A 14,816-nucleotide genomic window follows, 5' to 3' on the forward strand; every position below is an offset into this window, starting at 1 on the left:
ACGGGCGGTCCGCCGCCTGACCGGTGAACCACACGGACGGAGAGGTACCTGTGAACCTCAAGAAGGTGCTAGTGCTGGCGGGCGTCGCGCTGGTGCTGTTCCTCCTGATCACCCAGCCCGAGCAGTCCGCTTCGGCGGTCCAGCAGGTCCTCGGCTGGCTGCGTCAGGGCGCGGAGTCGATCATCACCTTCGTCAGGAGCCTCTTCGGGACGGCCACCCCGCTCAGCTAGTGACGGACGGTGATCCTCGACCGTCTGCGTTGAGCCGGACGGGTGGAATGCGGCCAATCACGCACTGGTAACGGGTGTTCTGGGGATTCAGGGTCTGGCGATTGTCAGACCTACCGAATACCTTCCGCTGCAATGGCCGATCCCCGACCGACGAGGAGGCATTGATGGTCGAGGACTCCGGGGTCCACGAGCTGTTGCAGCAGTGGGCGGCTGAACGGTCTGATGACGCAGAGATGCAGGAGGTGAACCGGATCAAGAACGCGTGGCTCGCGGAGGCTCCCCCCTCGGCGCCCGGCATCCCCGTGCAGCGGGGAGGCAGGAGTGGGTCGCGTGGCTTGGTCAAGGTCGACTCGGCGGATCCGGCCTACGTGGCCGCGATGCGCAAGCGGGCGCCGGAGGCACCCGAGGCACTGCTCGCCGCCGCGGCGAGCTACTGGCAGCTCGTGGGCGACGTCGCCGAGGCCGAGCAGTGGTGGGACGCGGGCATCAGCCCGTTGGACCAGCGCGCGCTCGACTACCGCGCGGCCGGCCTCACGCCTGCTGACCTCGGGCGGCGCCTGGGACCGATGACGGTTCTCCAGCACCTCCGTCGTGGCTCCGCCGCGGCCTGGTGCGTCGCACGTCTGCAGAGGCAGCGCCGGGACGGCGTCGCGTAAGTCGGGACACGGGGCTCCGCGATTGGGGCCCCCTATGTTCGCGGAACGCGCTCACCGCGATCGCTCCGCTGTGTTTTGTGGGGCCGAGCCCCCACGCCCCCGCCCGGGGGCGAGCCCCCGGATCCCCAAGGGGTGGCCTCCTCTTCGCGGAGGCCTCACCCAAGTAGTGTGGAGGTCGTGCGCGGCCTCCTTACTCCCCAACGTGTGCTGATCGCGTTCGCCTGTCTGGCGGCGATGGTCGTCTGTTGCGGGCTCGCGTACTGGCAGTGGCAGCGGTTCGAGTCCGCCAGCGGCACGTTCCAGAACCTGGGCTACGTGCTGCAGTGGCCGCTGTTCGGCCTCTTCCCCCTCTTCATGGTCTGGCGGTTCCGCAAGCTCGCGCGCGAACGCCGTGACGAGGCTCTCTCACCCGAGCCGGTTGCACCCGCTCCCCGGCAGGAAAGTACGGTTGTCGCCGTCAAACCCGCGCCTGTCGAGCACTTCGACGACGAAGAAGACGCGGAGCTCGCGGCCTACAACCGCATGCTCGCGGACCTCAACGCGCGGGACGGTCGTTGAGCGAAGGCGGGCAGATGAAGGGTGCGTTGACCCGGTTCAGGGTCATGGCTTACGTGGTCGGAGTCTTCCTGCTGCTCCTGGTCGTGGCGATGGTGCTCAAGTACGCCGCGGACATGGGTGGCGCGATGAAGGTCGTCGGCCCGGTCCACGGCTTCCTCTACGCCATCTACCTGGTGATTTCCGTCGACCTGGCGCTGAAGCTGCGCTGGTCCATCAAGGGCACGGCGCTGGTGCTGATCGCCGGCACGATCCCGTTCCTGTCGTTCTGGGCGGAGCGCAAGGTGGTCGAGAAGACGGCGCAGGGCGTGCCGCTGTGACGTTTGGCCTGCTAGCGTCTGGGGCTACCAACTGAACACGGCCGTCGATGTCGCGCGGGAGAGCCTCCTTCGATGGAGGCACCGTAGGAGCAACTCCTCCCCGGAATCTCTCAGGTACAGGTACCGCACGACGAAGGCAACTCTGGAAAGCAGGCTGCTCGGCAGCCTCGCCCACGGTGCAAGCCACTCCGGTGGCGAAGCTCTCAGGCTCATGACAGAGGGGGAGGCTCGCTCAAGTGAGGAGTCTCCGATGGACCGTGTCATTCTTCTGATGCCTCAGCCGGCCGCGTCCGGCTCTTCGGCGCACCCTGGAGGAGCGTTCTGATGTCCCGCCTCACGCCTCTGAACGCCGAGCACGAGCAGCTCGGCGCGATGTTCACCGACTTCGCGGGCTGGCGGATGCCGCTGCGCTACTCGTCCGAACTCGCGGAGCACCACGCCGTGCGCACGTCGGCGGGCCTGTTCGACCTCACGCACATGGGTGAGATCGTGCTGACCGGTCCGCAGGCGGGTGAGGCTCTCGACTTCGCGCTGGTCGGGCACATCTCCGCGCTGGCCGTCGGCAAGGCCCGCTACACGATGATCACCCAGGCCGACGGCGGCGTGATCGACGACCTGATCGTGTACCGCCTCGGCGACGAGGAGTTCATGGTCGTCGCGAACGCCTCCAACGCTTCAGTGGTGGCTGAAGCCCTGGTCGAGCGCGCCGCTGGGTTCGACACGGTCGTCGCGGACAAGTCCACCGACTACGCGTTGATCGCGATCCAGGGCCCGAAGTCGGTCGAGATCCTGTCGGGTCTGACCGAGACGGACCTGTCGACGGTCAAGTACTACGCCTCGTACCCGTCGCAGGTCGCCGGCGTCGACGCGCTGCTGGCCCGCACCGGCTACACCGGCGAGGAGGGCTTCGAGCTGTTCGTGGCCCCCGCCGACGCCTCCGCGGTCTGGGCGGCGTTGCTCTCCGCGGGCGAGGCGCACGAGCTCAAGCCGTGCGGTCTCGGCTGCCGCGACACGCTCCGCCTCGAGGCCGGAATGCCGTTGTACGGCAACGAACTCACCACCTCGCTCACGCCGTACCACGCGGGTCTCGGCCGCGTCGTGAAGCTCGACAAGCCCGGCGACTTCGTGGGCCGCGACGCGCTGACGAAGGTGTCGGAGTCCGATGTGGACTCGGTCCTGGTCGGACTGAAGACGCCCGAGCGCCGCGCGCCCCGCCACGGTTACGCGGTCCTCAACGGCGACGAGGTCGTGGGCGAGGTGACGTCGGGCGCGCTGTCCCCGACCCTCGGCTACTCCGTCGCCATGGCCTACGTGAACAGGGCCAGTGCCGAGCCCGGCACCCCACTGCTGGTCGACGTCCGCGGCAAGAAGCAGCCGGTCGAGGTCGTCGCACTTCCGTTCTACAAGCGCGCCAAGTAGGGAGATCTTTCCGATGTCCGACCAGTTCAACGCTTCCCTCGCGGAGTACGACCCCGAGGTGGCGCAGGCCGTGGCGGCCGAGCTGGCGCGCCAGCAGGGCACGCTCGAGATGATCGCCTCGGAGAACTTCACCCCCGTGTCGGTGCTCCAGGCCCAGGGCTCGGTGCTCACCAACAAGTACGCCGAGGGCTACCCGGGCCGTCGCTACTACGGCGGCTGCGAGCACGTGGACGTCGTCGAGCGCCTCGCCATCGAGCGCATCAAGTCGCTCTTCGGCGCGGGCTTCGCGAACGTCCAGCCGCACTCCGGCGCCCAGGCCAACGCGGCCGCCATGTTCGCGCTGCTCCAGCCCGGCGACACGATCCTGGGCCTGGACCTCGCGCACGGTGGCCACCTGACGCACGGCATGCGCATCAACTTCTCCGGCAAGCTCTACAACGTCGTGCCGTACCACGTCTCCGACGGTGACGGCCGCGTCGACATGGCCGAGGTCGAGCGCCTGGCCCAGGAGCACCGCCCGAAGCTGATCGTGGCCGGCTGGTCCGCCTACCCGCGCCAGCTGGACTTCGCCGAGTTCCGCCGCATCGCGGACTCGGTCGAGGCCTACCTGATGGTCGACATGGCGCACTTCGCGGGCCTCGTGGCCGCGGGCCTGCACCCGTCGCCCGTGCCGCACGCGCACGTCACGACGACCACGACCCACAAGACCCTCGGCGGTCCGCGTGGTGGCGTGATCCTCTCCAACGAGGCCGACATCGCCAAGAAGATCAACTCGGCGGTGTTCCCCGGTCAGCAGGGCGGCCCGCTGGAGCACGTGATCGCGGCGAAGGCCGTGGCGTTCAAGCACGCCGCGTCGCCCGAGTTCGCCGACCGCCAGCGCCGCACGCTCGAGGGCGCGCGGATCCTGGCCGACCGCCTGTCCCAGGCCGACGTGGCCGCGGCGGGCGTGAAGGTCCTCACCGGCGGCACGGACGTGCACCTGGTCCTCGTCGACCTGGTGAACTCCGAGCTCGACGGCAAGCAGGCCGAGGACGTGCTGCACCAGATCGGCATCACGGTCAACCGCAACGCCGTCCCCAACGACCCGCGTCCCCCGATGGTGACGTCGGGCCTGCGGATCGGCACGCCGGCGCTCGCGACCCGCGGGTTCGGCGAGGTGGACTTCACCGAGGTCGCCGACGTGATCGCGGAGGCCCTCAAGCCGGGCGCCGCTGTCGAGGAGCTTCGTGCGCGCGTCGAGGTGCTCGCGGCCAAGCACCCGCTGTACTCCACGCTCTGATCTGCTTCGCGGACGACGAAGGGGCGCCACCCGCTGTTCGGGTGGCGCCCCTTCTCGTTGCCCCGGAGCGAAAACGACGGGAACCCCGGCCCCTTCCCCAGGGCCGGGGTGTCACCGTGTCAGGGTGTTGTGTCTTTCAGATGGACCGTCCTAACGGGACTGTGGGGGTGTTACGCAGCGGGCGCCACGACCGTTCCAGGCGGGAGGCACTCGACGTTGCGCTTGCCGTCGGGCTGGATCACGAACCAGGTGTTGCCGATGCCCTGGCCCGCCCACTTACCGGGAGCCGGGTCCTTCGAGTAGGTGTAGAGGGCCCAGCCGTCGATGGCGACCTGCTTCTTGCCGTCGGCGCGGGTGATCAGCGACACCAGCTTCGAGTCGACGCCTTCGAGCTGCGGGATCGAGTCCGACAGCACCGGCGGCCACGTCACGGCGCACTGGTCGTTGCAGTTGGACTTGCCCTCGGGCTTCGGGACGTCCTTGTCGAAGCGGTAGAGGGTGCGGCCGTCGCCGTCCTGGACGACGTTGCCCATCTTCTCGACGGCCTTGCCGACCAGCTTGATCGAGCTCACCGGTGCGGCCGCGGGCGGCTGTGCCTGCTGCTGCGCGGGAGCTTCCGGGGCCTGCTGCTGCACCTGAGTCTCGGGGGCCTGCGCGGGCTCCTGGAGTACCGGGGGCTGACCCACGTCGCCGTAGTCACCGAGGACGCCCAGGTCGGTTTCGGTCTGTGCCACCGGCTTGGAGTTGCTCGAGCCACTGCCCGTGGCGCTCCAGACACCCAGACCCAGCACAACTGCCAGTCCCGCGGCGAGCCCGATGGCGATGCGGTTACGTCGGATCACACTCATGTCCTCCTTGTCCATCCGTTCGCTCTATCGAGGCCATACGGCCGGGGTTGCGTCTCGGTTCAGAAACGAACCGAACCTCTTGCTGTCTCGAACGTCGGGGGGAGTCAGGTCACGCAGGAGGTGCAAGGTGGTCGTCGCTGGTCAGCTGGCGGGAATGGCCGAACGGGTGCTGGGTGCGCCGTTGCCGATCGGAATTCGGGCGTGGGACGGGAGCGTGGCGGGCCCGCAGGACGGGACGGTCCTCGTGATCCGGTCCCGCGACGCGCTGCGGCGGCTCGTGTGGAGTCCGAACGAGTTGGGCCTCGCGCGTGCGTACGTGAGCGGGGAGCTCGACGTGGAGGGTGACCTCGCGCTCGGCCTCTCGCAGATCTGGGGACTCGTGCGCCGGGGCGTGACGCGCCGGCCCCGCGTGGCGGAGGTCGTGAAGCTCGCTCTGCGGCTCAAGGTGCTCGGGCCCAACCCGGACGCGCCGAAGGAGGAAGCCCGGCTGCGCGGGGCGTTGCACTCGAAGGGGCGTGACCGTGACGCCATTTCGCACCACTACGACCTGAGCAACGACTTCTACCAACTCGTGCTCGACCCGAGCATGGCCTACTCGTGCGCGTACTTCACGTCGTCGGACGAGTCGGTGGCCGAGGCCCAGCACAACAAGCTGGACCTCGTCTGCCGCAAGCTGGGCCTGGAGCCCGGCATGCGCCTGCTCGACGTCGGCTGCGGCTGGGGTTCGATGATCATCCACGCCGCGAAGCACTACGGCGTGCACGCGACCGGCGTGACGATCTCGGCCCAGCAACGCGCGCACATCCTGAAGCGCATCGAGGCCGAGGGCCTGACCGGCCGGGTCGAGGTGCGCCTGCAGGACTACCGCGAGGTGCAGGACGAGCCGTTCGACGCGATCTCCACCATCGAGATGGGCGAACACGTCGGCGAGAGCAACTACCCCACCTACGCCGCCACCCTGCACCGGCTCCTGAAGCCCGAGGGACGCCTGCTGCTGCAACAGATGTCGCGGGGCCACAACGCACCCGGCGGCGGCGCGTTCATCGAGTCGTACGTGGCGCCGGACATGCACATGCGCCCGGTCAGCGCCACCACCGCGTTCCTGGAGGCCGCCGGCCTCGAGATCCGTGACGTGCACGCACTGCGCGAGCACTACGTGTGGACGGTGCGGGCCTGGGCCGAGACCCTCGAAGAACGCTGGGACGACGTCGTCGCGCTCGTGGGCGAGGGCCAGGCCCGCGTCTGGCGCCTGTACCTCGCGGGCGGCGCGCTGACGTTCGAGGAGGGCCGGATGGGCGTGGACCAGATCCTCGCGGTGCGCCGCAGCGAGAACGGCCGCAGCGGCATGCCGCGCGTGCGTCGTGAGCTGGTGGCCCGATGACGTACCTGATCACCCTCGTCGCTGTCCTGGTGTTGCTCAGCGGCCTGTTCCTGTACGCCGACTCCCGCAAGCGCTACGACCTCATCGACTCCGTGTGGGGTCCCGGCTTCGCCGTCATCGCGGTGCTGACCCTGCTGCTCGCGGAGGGCGAACTGACTCGGCAGCTCGTCGTCACCGCGCTCACGGTGATCTGGGGCGTGCGCCTGGGCGTGCACATCCACTCGCGCAACCGGGGCAAGGACGAGGATCCGCGCTACCAGGACATCCTGAGGCGTGCCAAGGGAAACCCGCGCCTGCGGATGTACCGGGTGTACCTGCTCCAGGCCGTCCTGATGTGGATCGTCTCCCTCCCCGTCCAGGCCGCACAGCACCTCGACGCACCTTTCGGGGTGCTGGACGTCCTGGGCGTCGCGCTGTGGGTGGTCGGCTTCGTCTTCGAGGCCGTGGGGGACTGGCAGCTGTCGCGGTTCCGCGCGGACCCGGCGAACAAGGGCGCCGTGATGGACCGCGGGCTGTGGCGCTACACCAGGCATCCGAACTACTTCGGTGACTCGGTCGTGTGGTGGGGCCTGTTCCTGTTCGCCCTGCACTCGTGGCAGTCGGCGCTCACGGTCATCGGCCCGATCGTGATGACGTGGCTGCTCGCGAAGGGCAGTGGAAAGCCGTTGCTGGAGAAGGACATCGTGTCGCGGCGACCCGGCTACGCCGACTACGTGCGGCGCACGAGCGGGTTCTTCCCGCTGCCGCCGAAGAGCAAGGTGAGCTGATCGGGCGCCGGCGGCGGGTGACTTCCTGCCGCCGGCGCACGTCACCAGGCCCGTGCCGCGAGCCCGCGCGGGTTAGTGTGGCCGGGTGGGCAATGACATCTCGTTTCCGCGCCAACAGGCGCGCACCCAGCGGTTCACCGTCGGCGCACCGAGGACCTTCGCGGTGTCGGCGGACGGCGGCCGCGTCTTCTTCCTGCGCCCGGCCACGGCCACGAGCCGGGCGAACGCGCTGTGGGAGCTGAACACCTCCACCGGTGCCGAGCGGCTGCTCGCCGACCCGGCCGCGCTGCTGTCCGACCCCGAGGACCTGCCGGCCGAGGAGAAGGCACGCCGCGAGCGCACGCGTGAGTCCGGCGCGGGCATCGTGGGGTACGCGCTGTCGCGCGACGCCTCGGTGGCCTCGTTCGCGTTGTCCGGGCGGCTGTTCGTGGCCGACCTGGTCGGCGGCACGGCGAGGGAGTTGCCCACGCAGGGCGGGGTGATCGACCCGCGGGTCGACCCGACGGGGCAGCGTGTGGCGTACGTCACGCGCGGCACGTTGCGGGTGGTCGAGCTCGAGTCGGGTGAGGACTACGCCGTCGCGGTGCCGGACGGTGAGGACGTCACGTTCGGGCTGGCCGAGTTCATCGCGGCCGAGGAGATGTCGCGCTACCGCGGGTACTGGTGGGAGCCGAACGGCACCCGCCTCATCGCCGCGCGGGTCAACAACTCCGAGGTGCGGCGCTGGTACATCGCCGACCCGGCGAACCCCGGCACGGCGGCCACCGAGATCGCCTATCCGGCGGCGGGCACGGCCAACGCCGCGGTGTCGTTGCACGTGGTGTCGCTGGACGGCACGTTCGTGCCGGTGCTGGTCGACTTCGACTACCTCAACGACGTGCACTGGTCCTCCGGTGGCGCGCCGCTGATCGTCACGCAGACCCGTGACCAGCGCACCCGCCGCATCTACACGATGACGCCCGATACCGGTGCCGTCACCGAGCTCGTGGTCGAGACCGACCCGGTGTGGCTCGAGGTCACCGACGGCGCCCCGGCCTGGACGCCGGACGGCAGGCTCGTGCGGATCGTCGCGCACGGCGACGAGTACGCGCTCCAGGTGGGCGACGACGTGGTGACGTCCGGCCTGCAGGTGCGCCGCGTGCTCGACGTGCGGGACGACTCGATCCTCGTCGCCGCCTCCGAGGACGACCCGACGCAGACGCACGTCTACGAGGTCGGCCAGAAGACCGAGCGACTGTCCACTGAGGATGGTGTGCACTCGGCGATCCGGGGCGGCCGCACGGTTGTCAAGATTTCGGCCACTTTGGACACCTACGGTACGAAGGCAGAAGTCGACGGCCACGTGATCGAGTCGTGGGCCGACACGCCGGTGATCAGGGCACGGCCGAAGATGCTGACGTTGGGGGAGCGCGGTCTGCGGGCAGCCCTGCTGCTGCCGAGCGACCACGTCCAGGGCACCAGGCTGCCGGTCCTCATGGACCCGTACGGCGGCCCGCACGCCCAGCGCGTGGTCTCGGCCCAGAACGCCTTCCTGGCGTCCCAGTGGCTCGCCGACCAGGGGTTCGCGGTCATCGTCGCGGACGGCCGCGGCACGCCGGGGCGTGGCCCGAAGTGGGAACGGGAGATCGCGTTCGACTTCGCCGGCGCCACCCTCCAGGACCAGGTCGACGCCCTCGAAGCCGCGGCGGAGATCGAGCCCGACCTCGACCTCACCAGGGTCGCGATCCGCGGCTGGTCCTACGGCGGGTACCTGTCCGCGCTGGCCGTCCTGCGCCGCCCCGACGTCTTCCACGCGGGCATCGCGGGCGCCCCGGTGACCGACTGGCGCCTCTACGACACCCACTACACCGAGCGCTACCTGGGCCACCCGGACGACAAGCCCGAGGTCTACGACACGAACTCGCTCATCGACGACGCGGACAAGCTCTCCCGCCCGTTGATGATCATCCACGGCCTCGCCGACGACAACGTCGTGGCCGCGCACACCCTGCGCCTGTCGAGCGCCCTGCTGGCCGCGGGCCGCCCGCACACCGTGCTGCCGCTCTCCGGCGTCACGCACATGACCCCGCAGGAACAGGTGGCGGAGAACCTGCTGCTCCTGCAGGTCGACTTCCTCAAGCAGTCCCTGGGGTGAACGAGAACGGGGCGCTTCCCCGAGAGGAAGCGCCCCGTCCGAAAACGCCGATCAGGCCAGCGACTGCCGCACCCGGTACGGCGGAATGCTGTTGCCCACCAACGCCAGGTCGTCGATCGACTCCGGCTGGTACCCGGCCGTCTTCAACCGCTCGACCATCAGCGCCGTCGGGTCCTCGACGACGTCCGCGCGCCCGAACAGGTACGCCCACTCGTGCTCGTCGGAGCCGTAGTACGCGACGGTGTCGAACACCTCGTTGAACCGCTGCCAGGAGCGGATCAGCGTGGTGTTGCGCCACATCGTCTGGCAACCGGACTGGTTGACGACGACGCCACCGGGACGCAGCAGCGCCTTGCACATGCGCAGGAAGTCGGCGCCGTACAGGCGGTTGTGCTGCGCCTCCTCCTCACGCTCGTCGGGCAGGTCCACCAGCACGATGTCGTACTTCTCCGACGTCGTGCGGATGTACTCGAACCCGTCGATGTACTGCACGCGGATCGGGCCGTCGCCCTTCTCCGCGAGAGCCAGCTCCTCGACCGTGTAGCCGTACGGCAGGTGCTCCGCGCACAGCTTCACGGCCTGCTCGTCGATGTCGATGTGGTCGACGACCGACGCGCCGTGCTCGACCGCCATCTGGCACACGACGCCCTCGGAGGAGCCGATGACCAGCACGCGCTCGACGGTGTCGGCCAGCAGCAGCGCCGGCACCATCAGGGCCTCGTGGTAGGTCAGCTGGCTGAACTCCGTCGACTGGCGGTCGTCGTCGCAGAACAGCGACAACCCCTGGGCCGTGCGGGCGATCACCAGGTGCTGGAAGTCGGTCTTGGTGTCGACCAGCACCTCGTCCACGCGCCAGTGGCGGGTCATGCCCTCGGCGAGCGGCTCGTTGATCGTGTTCACGCGACATGCTCCTTGACGCCACGAGTGACGAGATCCGTGCTCACATGAGCGGCGCCCAGGGCGTCAGCGAGTAGCTGGACGGCGAGCGCGGGCTTCGCACGCGTACCGCAGGTGAACACGTCGACGAACACCGAACCCACTTCGGGATAGGTATGGATCGACGCATGGGATTCCGACAGCAGGGCCAGCACGGTGACTCCTTGGGGATCGAACTTCTTGGAGATCACCTCCAGCACGGTTGCGTCGGCCTGCGTGAGAACCTCACCAAGGGCGTGCTTCAGGAACTGCTCGTCGTCGAGCAGTTCGGCACTCACACCCGAGAGCTCTGCAAGTACGTGCTGTCCCGCGAACAAACCGACGGTCTCCTCGGTCTGACAGGGCGCTTCGGACATCAATCACTCCAAACTATGTGATGTGCAAACGGTCTTAGATGCAGTACGTGGCCAACGGCGGGAAGCCGTTGAAGCACACGGACGAATAGGAGGAGGTGTAGGCGCCCGCGTGGAGGATGTCCACGTGGTCACCCGCGACCAGGTCGAGCGGCAGGTCGTAGCGGGTGTGCTGGTAGATCACGTCGTCCGCGTCGCACGTCGGGCCCGCGAGCACGATCGGGCCGGTCTCGCCGCCGTCGCGCGAGGTCCGCAACCGGTACGCGATCGCCTCGCCCTCGGTCTCGGCGAGGCCCTGGTAGCGACCGATGTCGACGTACACCCAGCGGCGTTCGTCCGAATAGGACTTCCGCGACACCAGGACCACCGACGAACGGATCATGCCTGCCTCGGCGGAGATCGCCCGGCCCGGTTCGATCATCACCCTGGGCCGCGCGGAACCGAAGTGCCGCGCCACCGAAGCCTCGATGGCGGAGGCGAAGGCCTCCAGTGAGGGCGTCGACTCCTGGTACACGGCGGGAAGCCCGCCGCCCAGGTTCACTGTCGACGTCTCGATGCCCTCCGCGCGCAGCTTCGCGGCGATCAGGGCGGCGTCGGCGATGCCGGAGTCCCAGCCCTCCACGGAGAGCTGCTGCGATCCCGCGTGGAACGCGACGCCGAGAGGAACGAGCCCCAGCCCGTGCGCCAGCCGCAAGAGATCCGTCGCCATCTCCGGATCGCAGCCGAACTTGTTGCCGAACGGGTAGGTGGAACCCTTGCTGTGCACGAGAATCCGCACCAGCACGGACGAACCGGGCGCGTGCTCGGCGACGAACCGCACGTCCTGCTCGCTGTCCGACACGAACATCCGCACGCCACGCGAGTACGCGTACGCGATGTCCGCGGCCTTCTTGATGGGGTTGCTGTAGGAGATCGACGACGGCGCGGCGCCGCGCGCCAGGCACAGGTCGATCTCCGCGGGCGACGCCACGTCGAACTGCGAACCCTGCGCGACCAGCGTCGCGACCACGTCGGACTCGGGGTTGGACTTGACCGCGTAGAAGATGTCGACGAACGGCATCGCGGCGTGAATCGCCTGGTAGCGCGCGCGAATCGTCTCGAGGTCGATCACCAAGCACGGTGTCGACGGGTTCTCCTGGTCCAGGAAACGCCGAATACGAGCCTCTGCCTCGTTGCGCCGATCAACGGCGAAGCTCTCGGTCATTTCCCCAGGGGTCCCCCTTCATCCGCCTCGCGTTCCGTACGCGGGCACGGCCGTCCACTCTACGGCCTGGACACCGCAAGTGCGCAAGCCAGTCCAGGCGAGTGTGATTTACCCAGCAGATCGCAGCTCGATCATCGTGATGTCCGGCGGGGCGCCGACGCGCACCGGCGGACCCCAGAAACCCGCGCCACGACTGGTGTAGAGCCACGTGTCGTCCACCTTCGACAACCCGGCGGTGCTGGGTTGCTGCAGCGGTACGAACAAGTTGAACGGTGCCATCTGTCCGCCGTGTGTATGACCGGACAACTGGAGGTCGACGCCGTGTGAAGAGGCGTCGCTGACCTGCACGGGCTGGTGCGACAGCAGGACGACCGGGTTGTTCCGGTCCCGGCCCGAGAGGGCCCGGCCGAAGTCCGGTCCGTCGTCGTAAGACTTCCCGGTCACGTCGTTCACGCCCACGACCTCGATGCCGCCGGCGACCGTCAAACCCTCGTTGCGCAACGGGTTCACGCCGAGCCTGTCCAGTTCCGCGATCCACTGCTCGTGCCCGGAGAAGTACTCGTGGTTGCCCGTCACGAAGAAGCTGCCCTGCTTCGACACCAGGTCCTTCAACGGCGCGGCGGCCTCGCCCAGTTCGGCGACGGTGCCGTCCACCAGGTCGCCGACGATCGCGACGAGGTCGGCCTCCTGCTCGTTGATCATCCGCACGATCCGCTCGGTGTGCGAGCGCCCGAGCAGCGGCCCGAGGTGGATGTCGCTCACCACGGCGATACGGAACCCGGACAGCGAGGGCCGCAGCTTGTCCAGTGTCACCGGCACGTTCAGCAACTGCGGGTCACCGAGCGCCTGCGTCATGCCGTATCCGACGACACCACCCGCGGCGACACCGGAACCGATCGCGACCGAGCGCGCGATGAACAGCCGCCGCGACGGGTCCGGCACGACCTCGACCGGTTCCACGGCCTCGGCGCCGGCGCCGACCGGCACCGGCGCGGCCGCCGCGCGCCGGAGCAGGATCCGCCGCGGGATCTCCGCGATGCCGAGCGCGAGCGCCAGGTAGAACAGCACCGCGAGCCAGACGAACCCGGGCCAGGCGAAGAACTTCCCGTACTCCGGCGGCACACGGCGCGTGACGACGAGAGCGCTCATCAGCACCAGGAAGGCGCCGACGATCGCCACGGTGCCCGTGCGACGACCCAGCGTGCGCGGACGCGTGGTGTCCACGACCAGGCGCCGCCACAGGTACAAATGGCCCAACGCGACGGGGACGCCGAGGAGCAAAAGGAAAATCACGACATCAGTATGCGTTTCGTGAACTCCGTGCAACCCGCCAGGCCCCTGGTGGCGTGAGTAACCCGGCACCGCAGACAGGGGGAGACCTGATGAGTGACCGGGACGCCGCGTTCCAGGCCTACTTCGCGGCCCGTTCCGACGCCCTGCGCGGCACGGCGTACCTGCTGTGCGGCGACTGGCATCGGGCGGAAGACCTGGTGCAGCAGAGCTTCACGAAGCTGTACCTGGCCTGGGGCAGGCTCGGCCGGCACGAGGCGCTGGACGGCTACACCCGGCAGATCCTGGTGCGGACGTTCCTGTCCGAGCGGCGGCGCGGGTGGTTCCGGTTCGAGTCGGCGAGCGACGAGGTCGCCGACGCGGCGGCCCCGCCGGGCGGTCACCCCGAGGAACGCGTGGTGTTGCTGGAGGCGCTGGCGAAGGTGCCTCCGAAGCAACGCGCCTGCCTCGTCCTGCGGTACTGGGAGGACCTGTCGATCGAGCAGACGGCCGCGGTCCTCAAGTGTTCGGGAGGAACCGTGAAGAGCCAGGCCGCGCGGGGGCTGCAGACGCTGCGCGGCCTGCTTTCGGAGCAGGAGAGGGTTCGATGAACGAAGAGGACCTCAAGCGAGCGTTCCAGGACGTGGTGGTGGCGAGCAGCCCGCCGCCCTCGATGGATCCGGGCATCGCGCTCGAAAAGGCGCACCAGGCCCGTTCGAAACGGCGTGCGTCCGTCACCGGGGCGGTGGTCGCCGTGCTGGTCGTCGGCGTCGGCCTGGGAACGGCGTTCGCGCTGAACCCCGCAGCCACCGAGGACCACCTCCTGGGGACGGGCCCGAGCAGCAGTTCGAGACCCCCCGGCGGTTCTCCCCACCTCAAGCCCCCTCTCAGCGGGCCGCGGTACGAGAACGCGAAGAAACTGCTGGGCGACCTGAAAACCGTGGTCCCCGCCGGGTACTCGATCCCGAAGCTGGAGCCCTACGACGCCCGGTACGACCACAACGAGTCCGAGATCTTCCGAGCCATCCCCACACCCGGCGAGGAAGAGGGCACGGTGAGCGATGTCTGGTTCTACCAGGCACGCATCGCCGTGCAGAAGGAAGACCGCGTCGGGGTGCTGGAGGTCTACGTGCGCGCACTCGGACCGGACGCGACCGCCGACAGCTGTGCCGCTTCCCTGTTGCTGGGCGGGACCGGCGGTGACTGCGGGTACGTCAGCGTGAACGGGCAGCAGGTCGGTGTGGCACGCGCCGTCGACGACCGCCGGAAGGTCGACGTGGCGGCGTCTTTCCGGGCGTCCAACGGCACGGTCGTCACGGTCATGCAGGACCGGCAGGTCGGGTACGAGCGGGGACGCCCCGGTCTGGAGAGCGACGTGTTCACCGACGAGCAGCTGGCCGCGATTGCGACCGATCCGAGGTTCGCCATCGCCAGGTGAGTTTCGAAATGCTCGGGGGCCGTCACG

Annotated in this window: 16 protein-coding genes and 2 riboswitches; of the genes, 11 read left to right on the forward strand and 5 right to left on the reverse strand. The window is 69.0% G+C overall.

All coding sequences use genetic code 11. The features are described from left to right. Nucleotides 1–50 precede the first annotated feature (50 nt). The 6 genes from QSK25_RS15935 to glyA all read left to right on the forward strand — a co-directional run bounded on the left by QSK25_RS15935 (nt 51) and on the right by glyA (nt 4,459). On the forward strand, nt 51–230 hold the full coding sequence (locus QSK25_RS15935; protein ID WP_266041674.1) for a hypothetical protein: 180 nt from the start codon (nt 51–53) through the stop codon (nt 228–230). 164 nt (nt 231–394) lie between these two features. Continuing rightward, nucleotides 395–886 carry a transcriptional regulator gene (locus QSK25_RS15940; RefSeq protein ID WP_089917100.1) on the forward strand — a complete coding sequence of 164 codons (492 nt, stop codon included), beginning with the start codon at nt 395–397 and terminating at the stop codon, nt 884–886. 234 nt (nt 887–1,120) lie between these two features. Then, nucleotides 1,121–1,444 carry a hypothetical protein gene (locus QSK25_RS15945; RefSeq protein WP_285639394.1) on the forward strand — a complete coding sequence of 108 codons (324 nt, stop codon included), beginning with the start codon at nt 1,121–1,123 and terminating at the stop codon, nt 1,442–1,444. Nucleotides 1,445–1,458: 14 nt separating this feature from the next. After that, the gene (locus QSK25_RS15950; protein ID WP_285639074.1) at nt 1,459–1,761 is read left to right on the forward strand and encodes a DUF3817 domain-containing protein; all 303 of its coding nucleotides are present in this window, start codon (nt 1,459–1,461) and stop codon (nt 1,759–1,761) included. 45 nt (nt 1,762–1,806) lie between these two features. Beyond that, nucleotides 1,807–1,897, forward strand: a riboswitch (glycine riboswitch). Between the two features lies 1 nt (nt 1,898). Then, a riboswitch (glycine riboswitch) is annotated at nt 1,899–1,986 on the forward strand. Nucleotides 1,987–2,085: 99 nt separating this feature from the next. Then, complete coding sequence (gene gcvT, locus QSK25_RS15955) at nt 2,086–3,180, forward strand: glycine cleavage system aminomethyltransferase GcvT (protein WP_285639075.1); 1,095 nt, start codon at nt 2,086–2,088, stop codon at nt 3,178–3,180. A gap of 13 nt (nt 3,181–3,193) precedes the next feature. After that, a complete protein-coding gene (gene glyA, locus QSK25_RS15960; RefSeq protein ID WP_285639076.1) occupies nt 3,194–4,459 on the forward strand; it encodes a serine hydroxymethyltransferase in 1,266 nt (421 codons plus the stop codon). Between the two features lie 170 nt (nt 4,460–4,629). On the opposite strand, the gene QSK25_RS15965 is transcribed toward glyA, so the two are convergent. Beyond that, complete coding sequence (locus QSK25_RS15965) at nt 4,630–5,301, reverse strand: COG4315 family predicted lipoprotein (RefSeq protein WP_285639077.1); 672 nt, start codon at nt 5,299–5,301, stop codon at nt 4,630–4,632. 160 nt (nt 5,302–5,461) lie between these two features. Between QSK25_RS15965 and QSK25_RS15970 the strand changes: the two genes are divergently transcribed. The 3 genes from QSK25_RS15970 (at nt 5,462) to QSK25_RS15980 (ending at nt 9,589) form a co-directional block, all read left to right on the forward strand. Further along, nucleotides 5,462–6,688, forward strand: coding sequence for an SAM-dependent methyltransferase (locus tag QSK25_RS15970; protein WP_285639395.1), 1,227 nt, complete (start codon nt 5,462–5,464; stop codon nt 6,686–6,688). Next, the gene (locus QSK25_RS15975) at nt 6,685–7,455 is read left to right on the forward strand and encodes a DUF1295 domain-containing protein (RefSeq protein ID WP_285639079.1); all 771 of its coding nucleotides are present in this window, start codon (nt 6,685–6,687) and stop codon (nt 7,453–7,455) included. Before QSK25_RS15970 ends, QSK25_RS15975 begins: the two co-directional genes overlap by 4 nt. An 85-nt stretch (nt 7,456–7,540) precedes the next feature. Further along, nucleotides 7,541–9,589, forward strand: a complete 2,049-nt coding sequence (locus QSK25_RS15980; protein ID WP_285639080.1) for a S9 family peptidase — start codon at nt 7,541–7,543, stop codon at nt 9,587–9,589. A gap of 51 nt (nt 9,590–9,640) precedes the next feature. Here the strand turns inward: QSK25_RS15980 and QSK25_RS15985 are convergent, their stop codons facing one another. From QSK25_RS15985 to QSK25_RS16000, 4 genes are all read right to left on the reverse strand, one after another. Then, a complete protein-coding gene (locus QSK25_RS15985; protein WP_285639396.1) occupies nt 9,641–10,456 on the reverse strand; it encodes a spermidine synthase in 816 nt (271 codons plus the stop codon). A gap of 29 nt (nt 10,457–10,485) precedes the next feature. Further along, entirely contained in the window at nt 10,486–10,881 is a 396-nt protein-coding gene (gene speD / locus QSK25_RS15990; protein ID WP_285639082.1) for an adenosylmethionine decarboxylase, read from the reverse strand. 34 nt (nt 10,882–10,915) lie between these two features. Then, nucleotides 10,916–12,082: a type III PLP-dependent enzyme gene (locus tag QSK25_RS15995; RefSeq protein WP_285639083.1), complete on the reverse strand. Its 1,167-nt coding sequence runs from the start codon at nt 12,080–12,082 to the stop codon at nt 10,916–10,918. Nucleotides 12,083–12,190: 108 nt separating this feature from the next. Next, the gene (locus QSK25_RS16000) at nt 12,191–13,375 is read right to left on the reverse strand and encodes a metallophosphoesterase (RefSeq protein ID WP_352235927.1); all 1,185 of its coding nucleotides are present in this window, start codon (nt 13,373–13,375) and stop codon (nt 12,191–12,193) included. Between the two features lie 89 nt (nt 13,376–13,464). On the opposite strand from QSK25_RS16000, the gene QSK25_RS16005 reads away from it, so the two are divergent. Both QSK25_RS16005 and QSK25_RS16010 read left to right on the forward strand, forming a co-directional pair. Continuing rightward, on the forward strand, nt 13,465–13,962 hold the full coding sequence (locus tag QSK25_RS16005; protein WP_285639084.1) for a SigE family RNA polymerase sigma factor: 498 nt from the start codon (nt 13,465–13,467) through the stop codon (nt 13,960–13,962). After that, nucleotides 13,959–14,789: a hypothetical protein gene (locus QSK25_RS16010; RefSeq protein WP_285639085.1), complete on the forward strand. Its 831-nt coding sequence runs from the start codon at nt 13,959–13,961 to the stop codon at nt 14,787–14,789. Before QSK25_RS16005 ends, QSK25_RS16010 begins: the two co-directional genes overlap by 4 nt. Nucleotides 14,790–14,816: the final 27 nt, after the last annotated feature.

The sequence above is a fragment of the Lentzea sp. NBRC 102530 genome (assembly GCF_030269365.1).
In the GTDB taxonomy this organism is placed as follows: domain Bacteria; phylum Actinomycetota; class Actinomycetes; order Mycobacteriales; family Pseudonocardiaceae; genus Lentzea.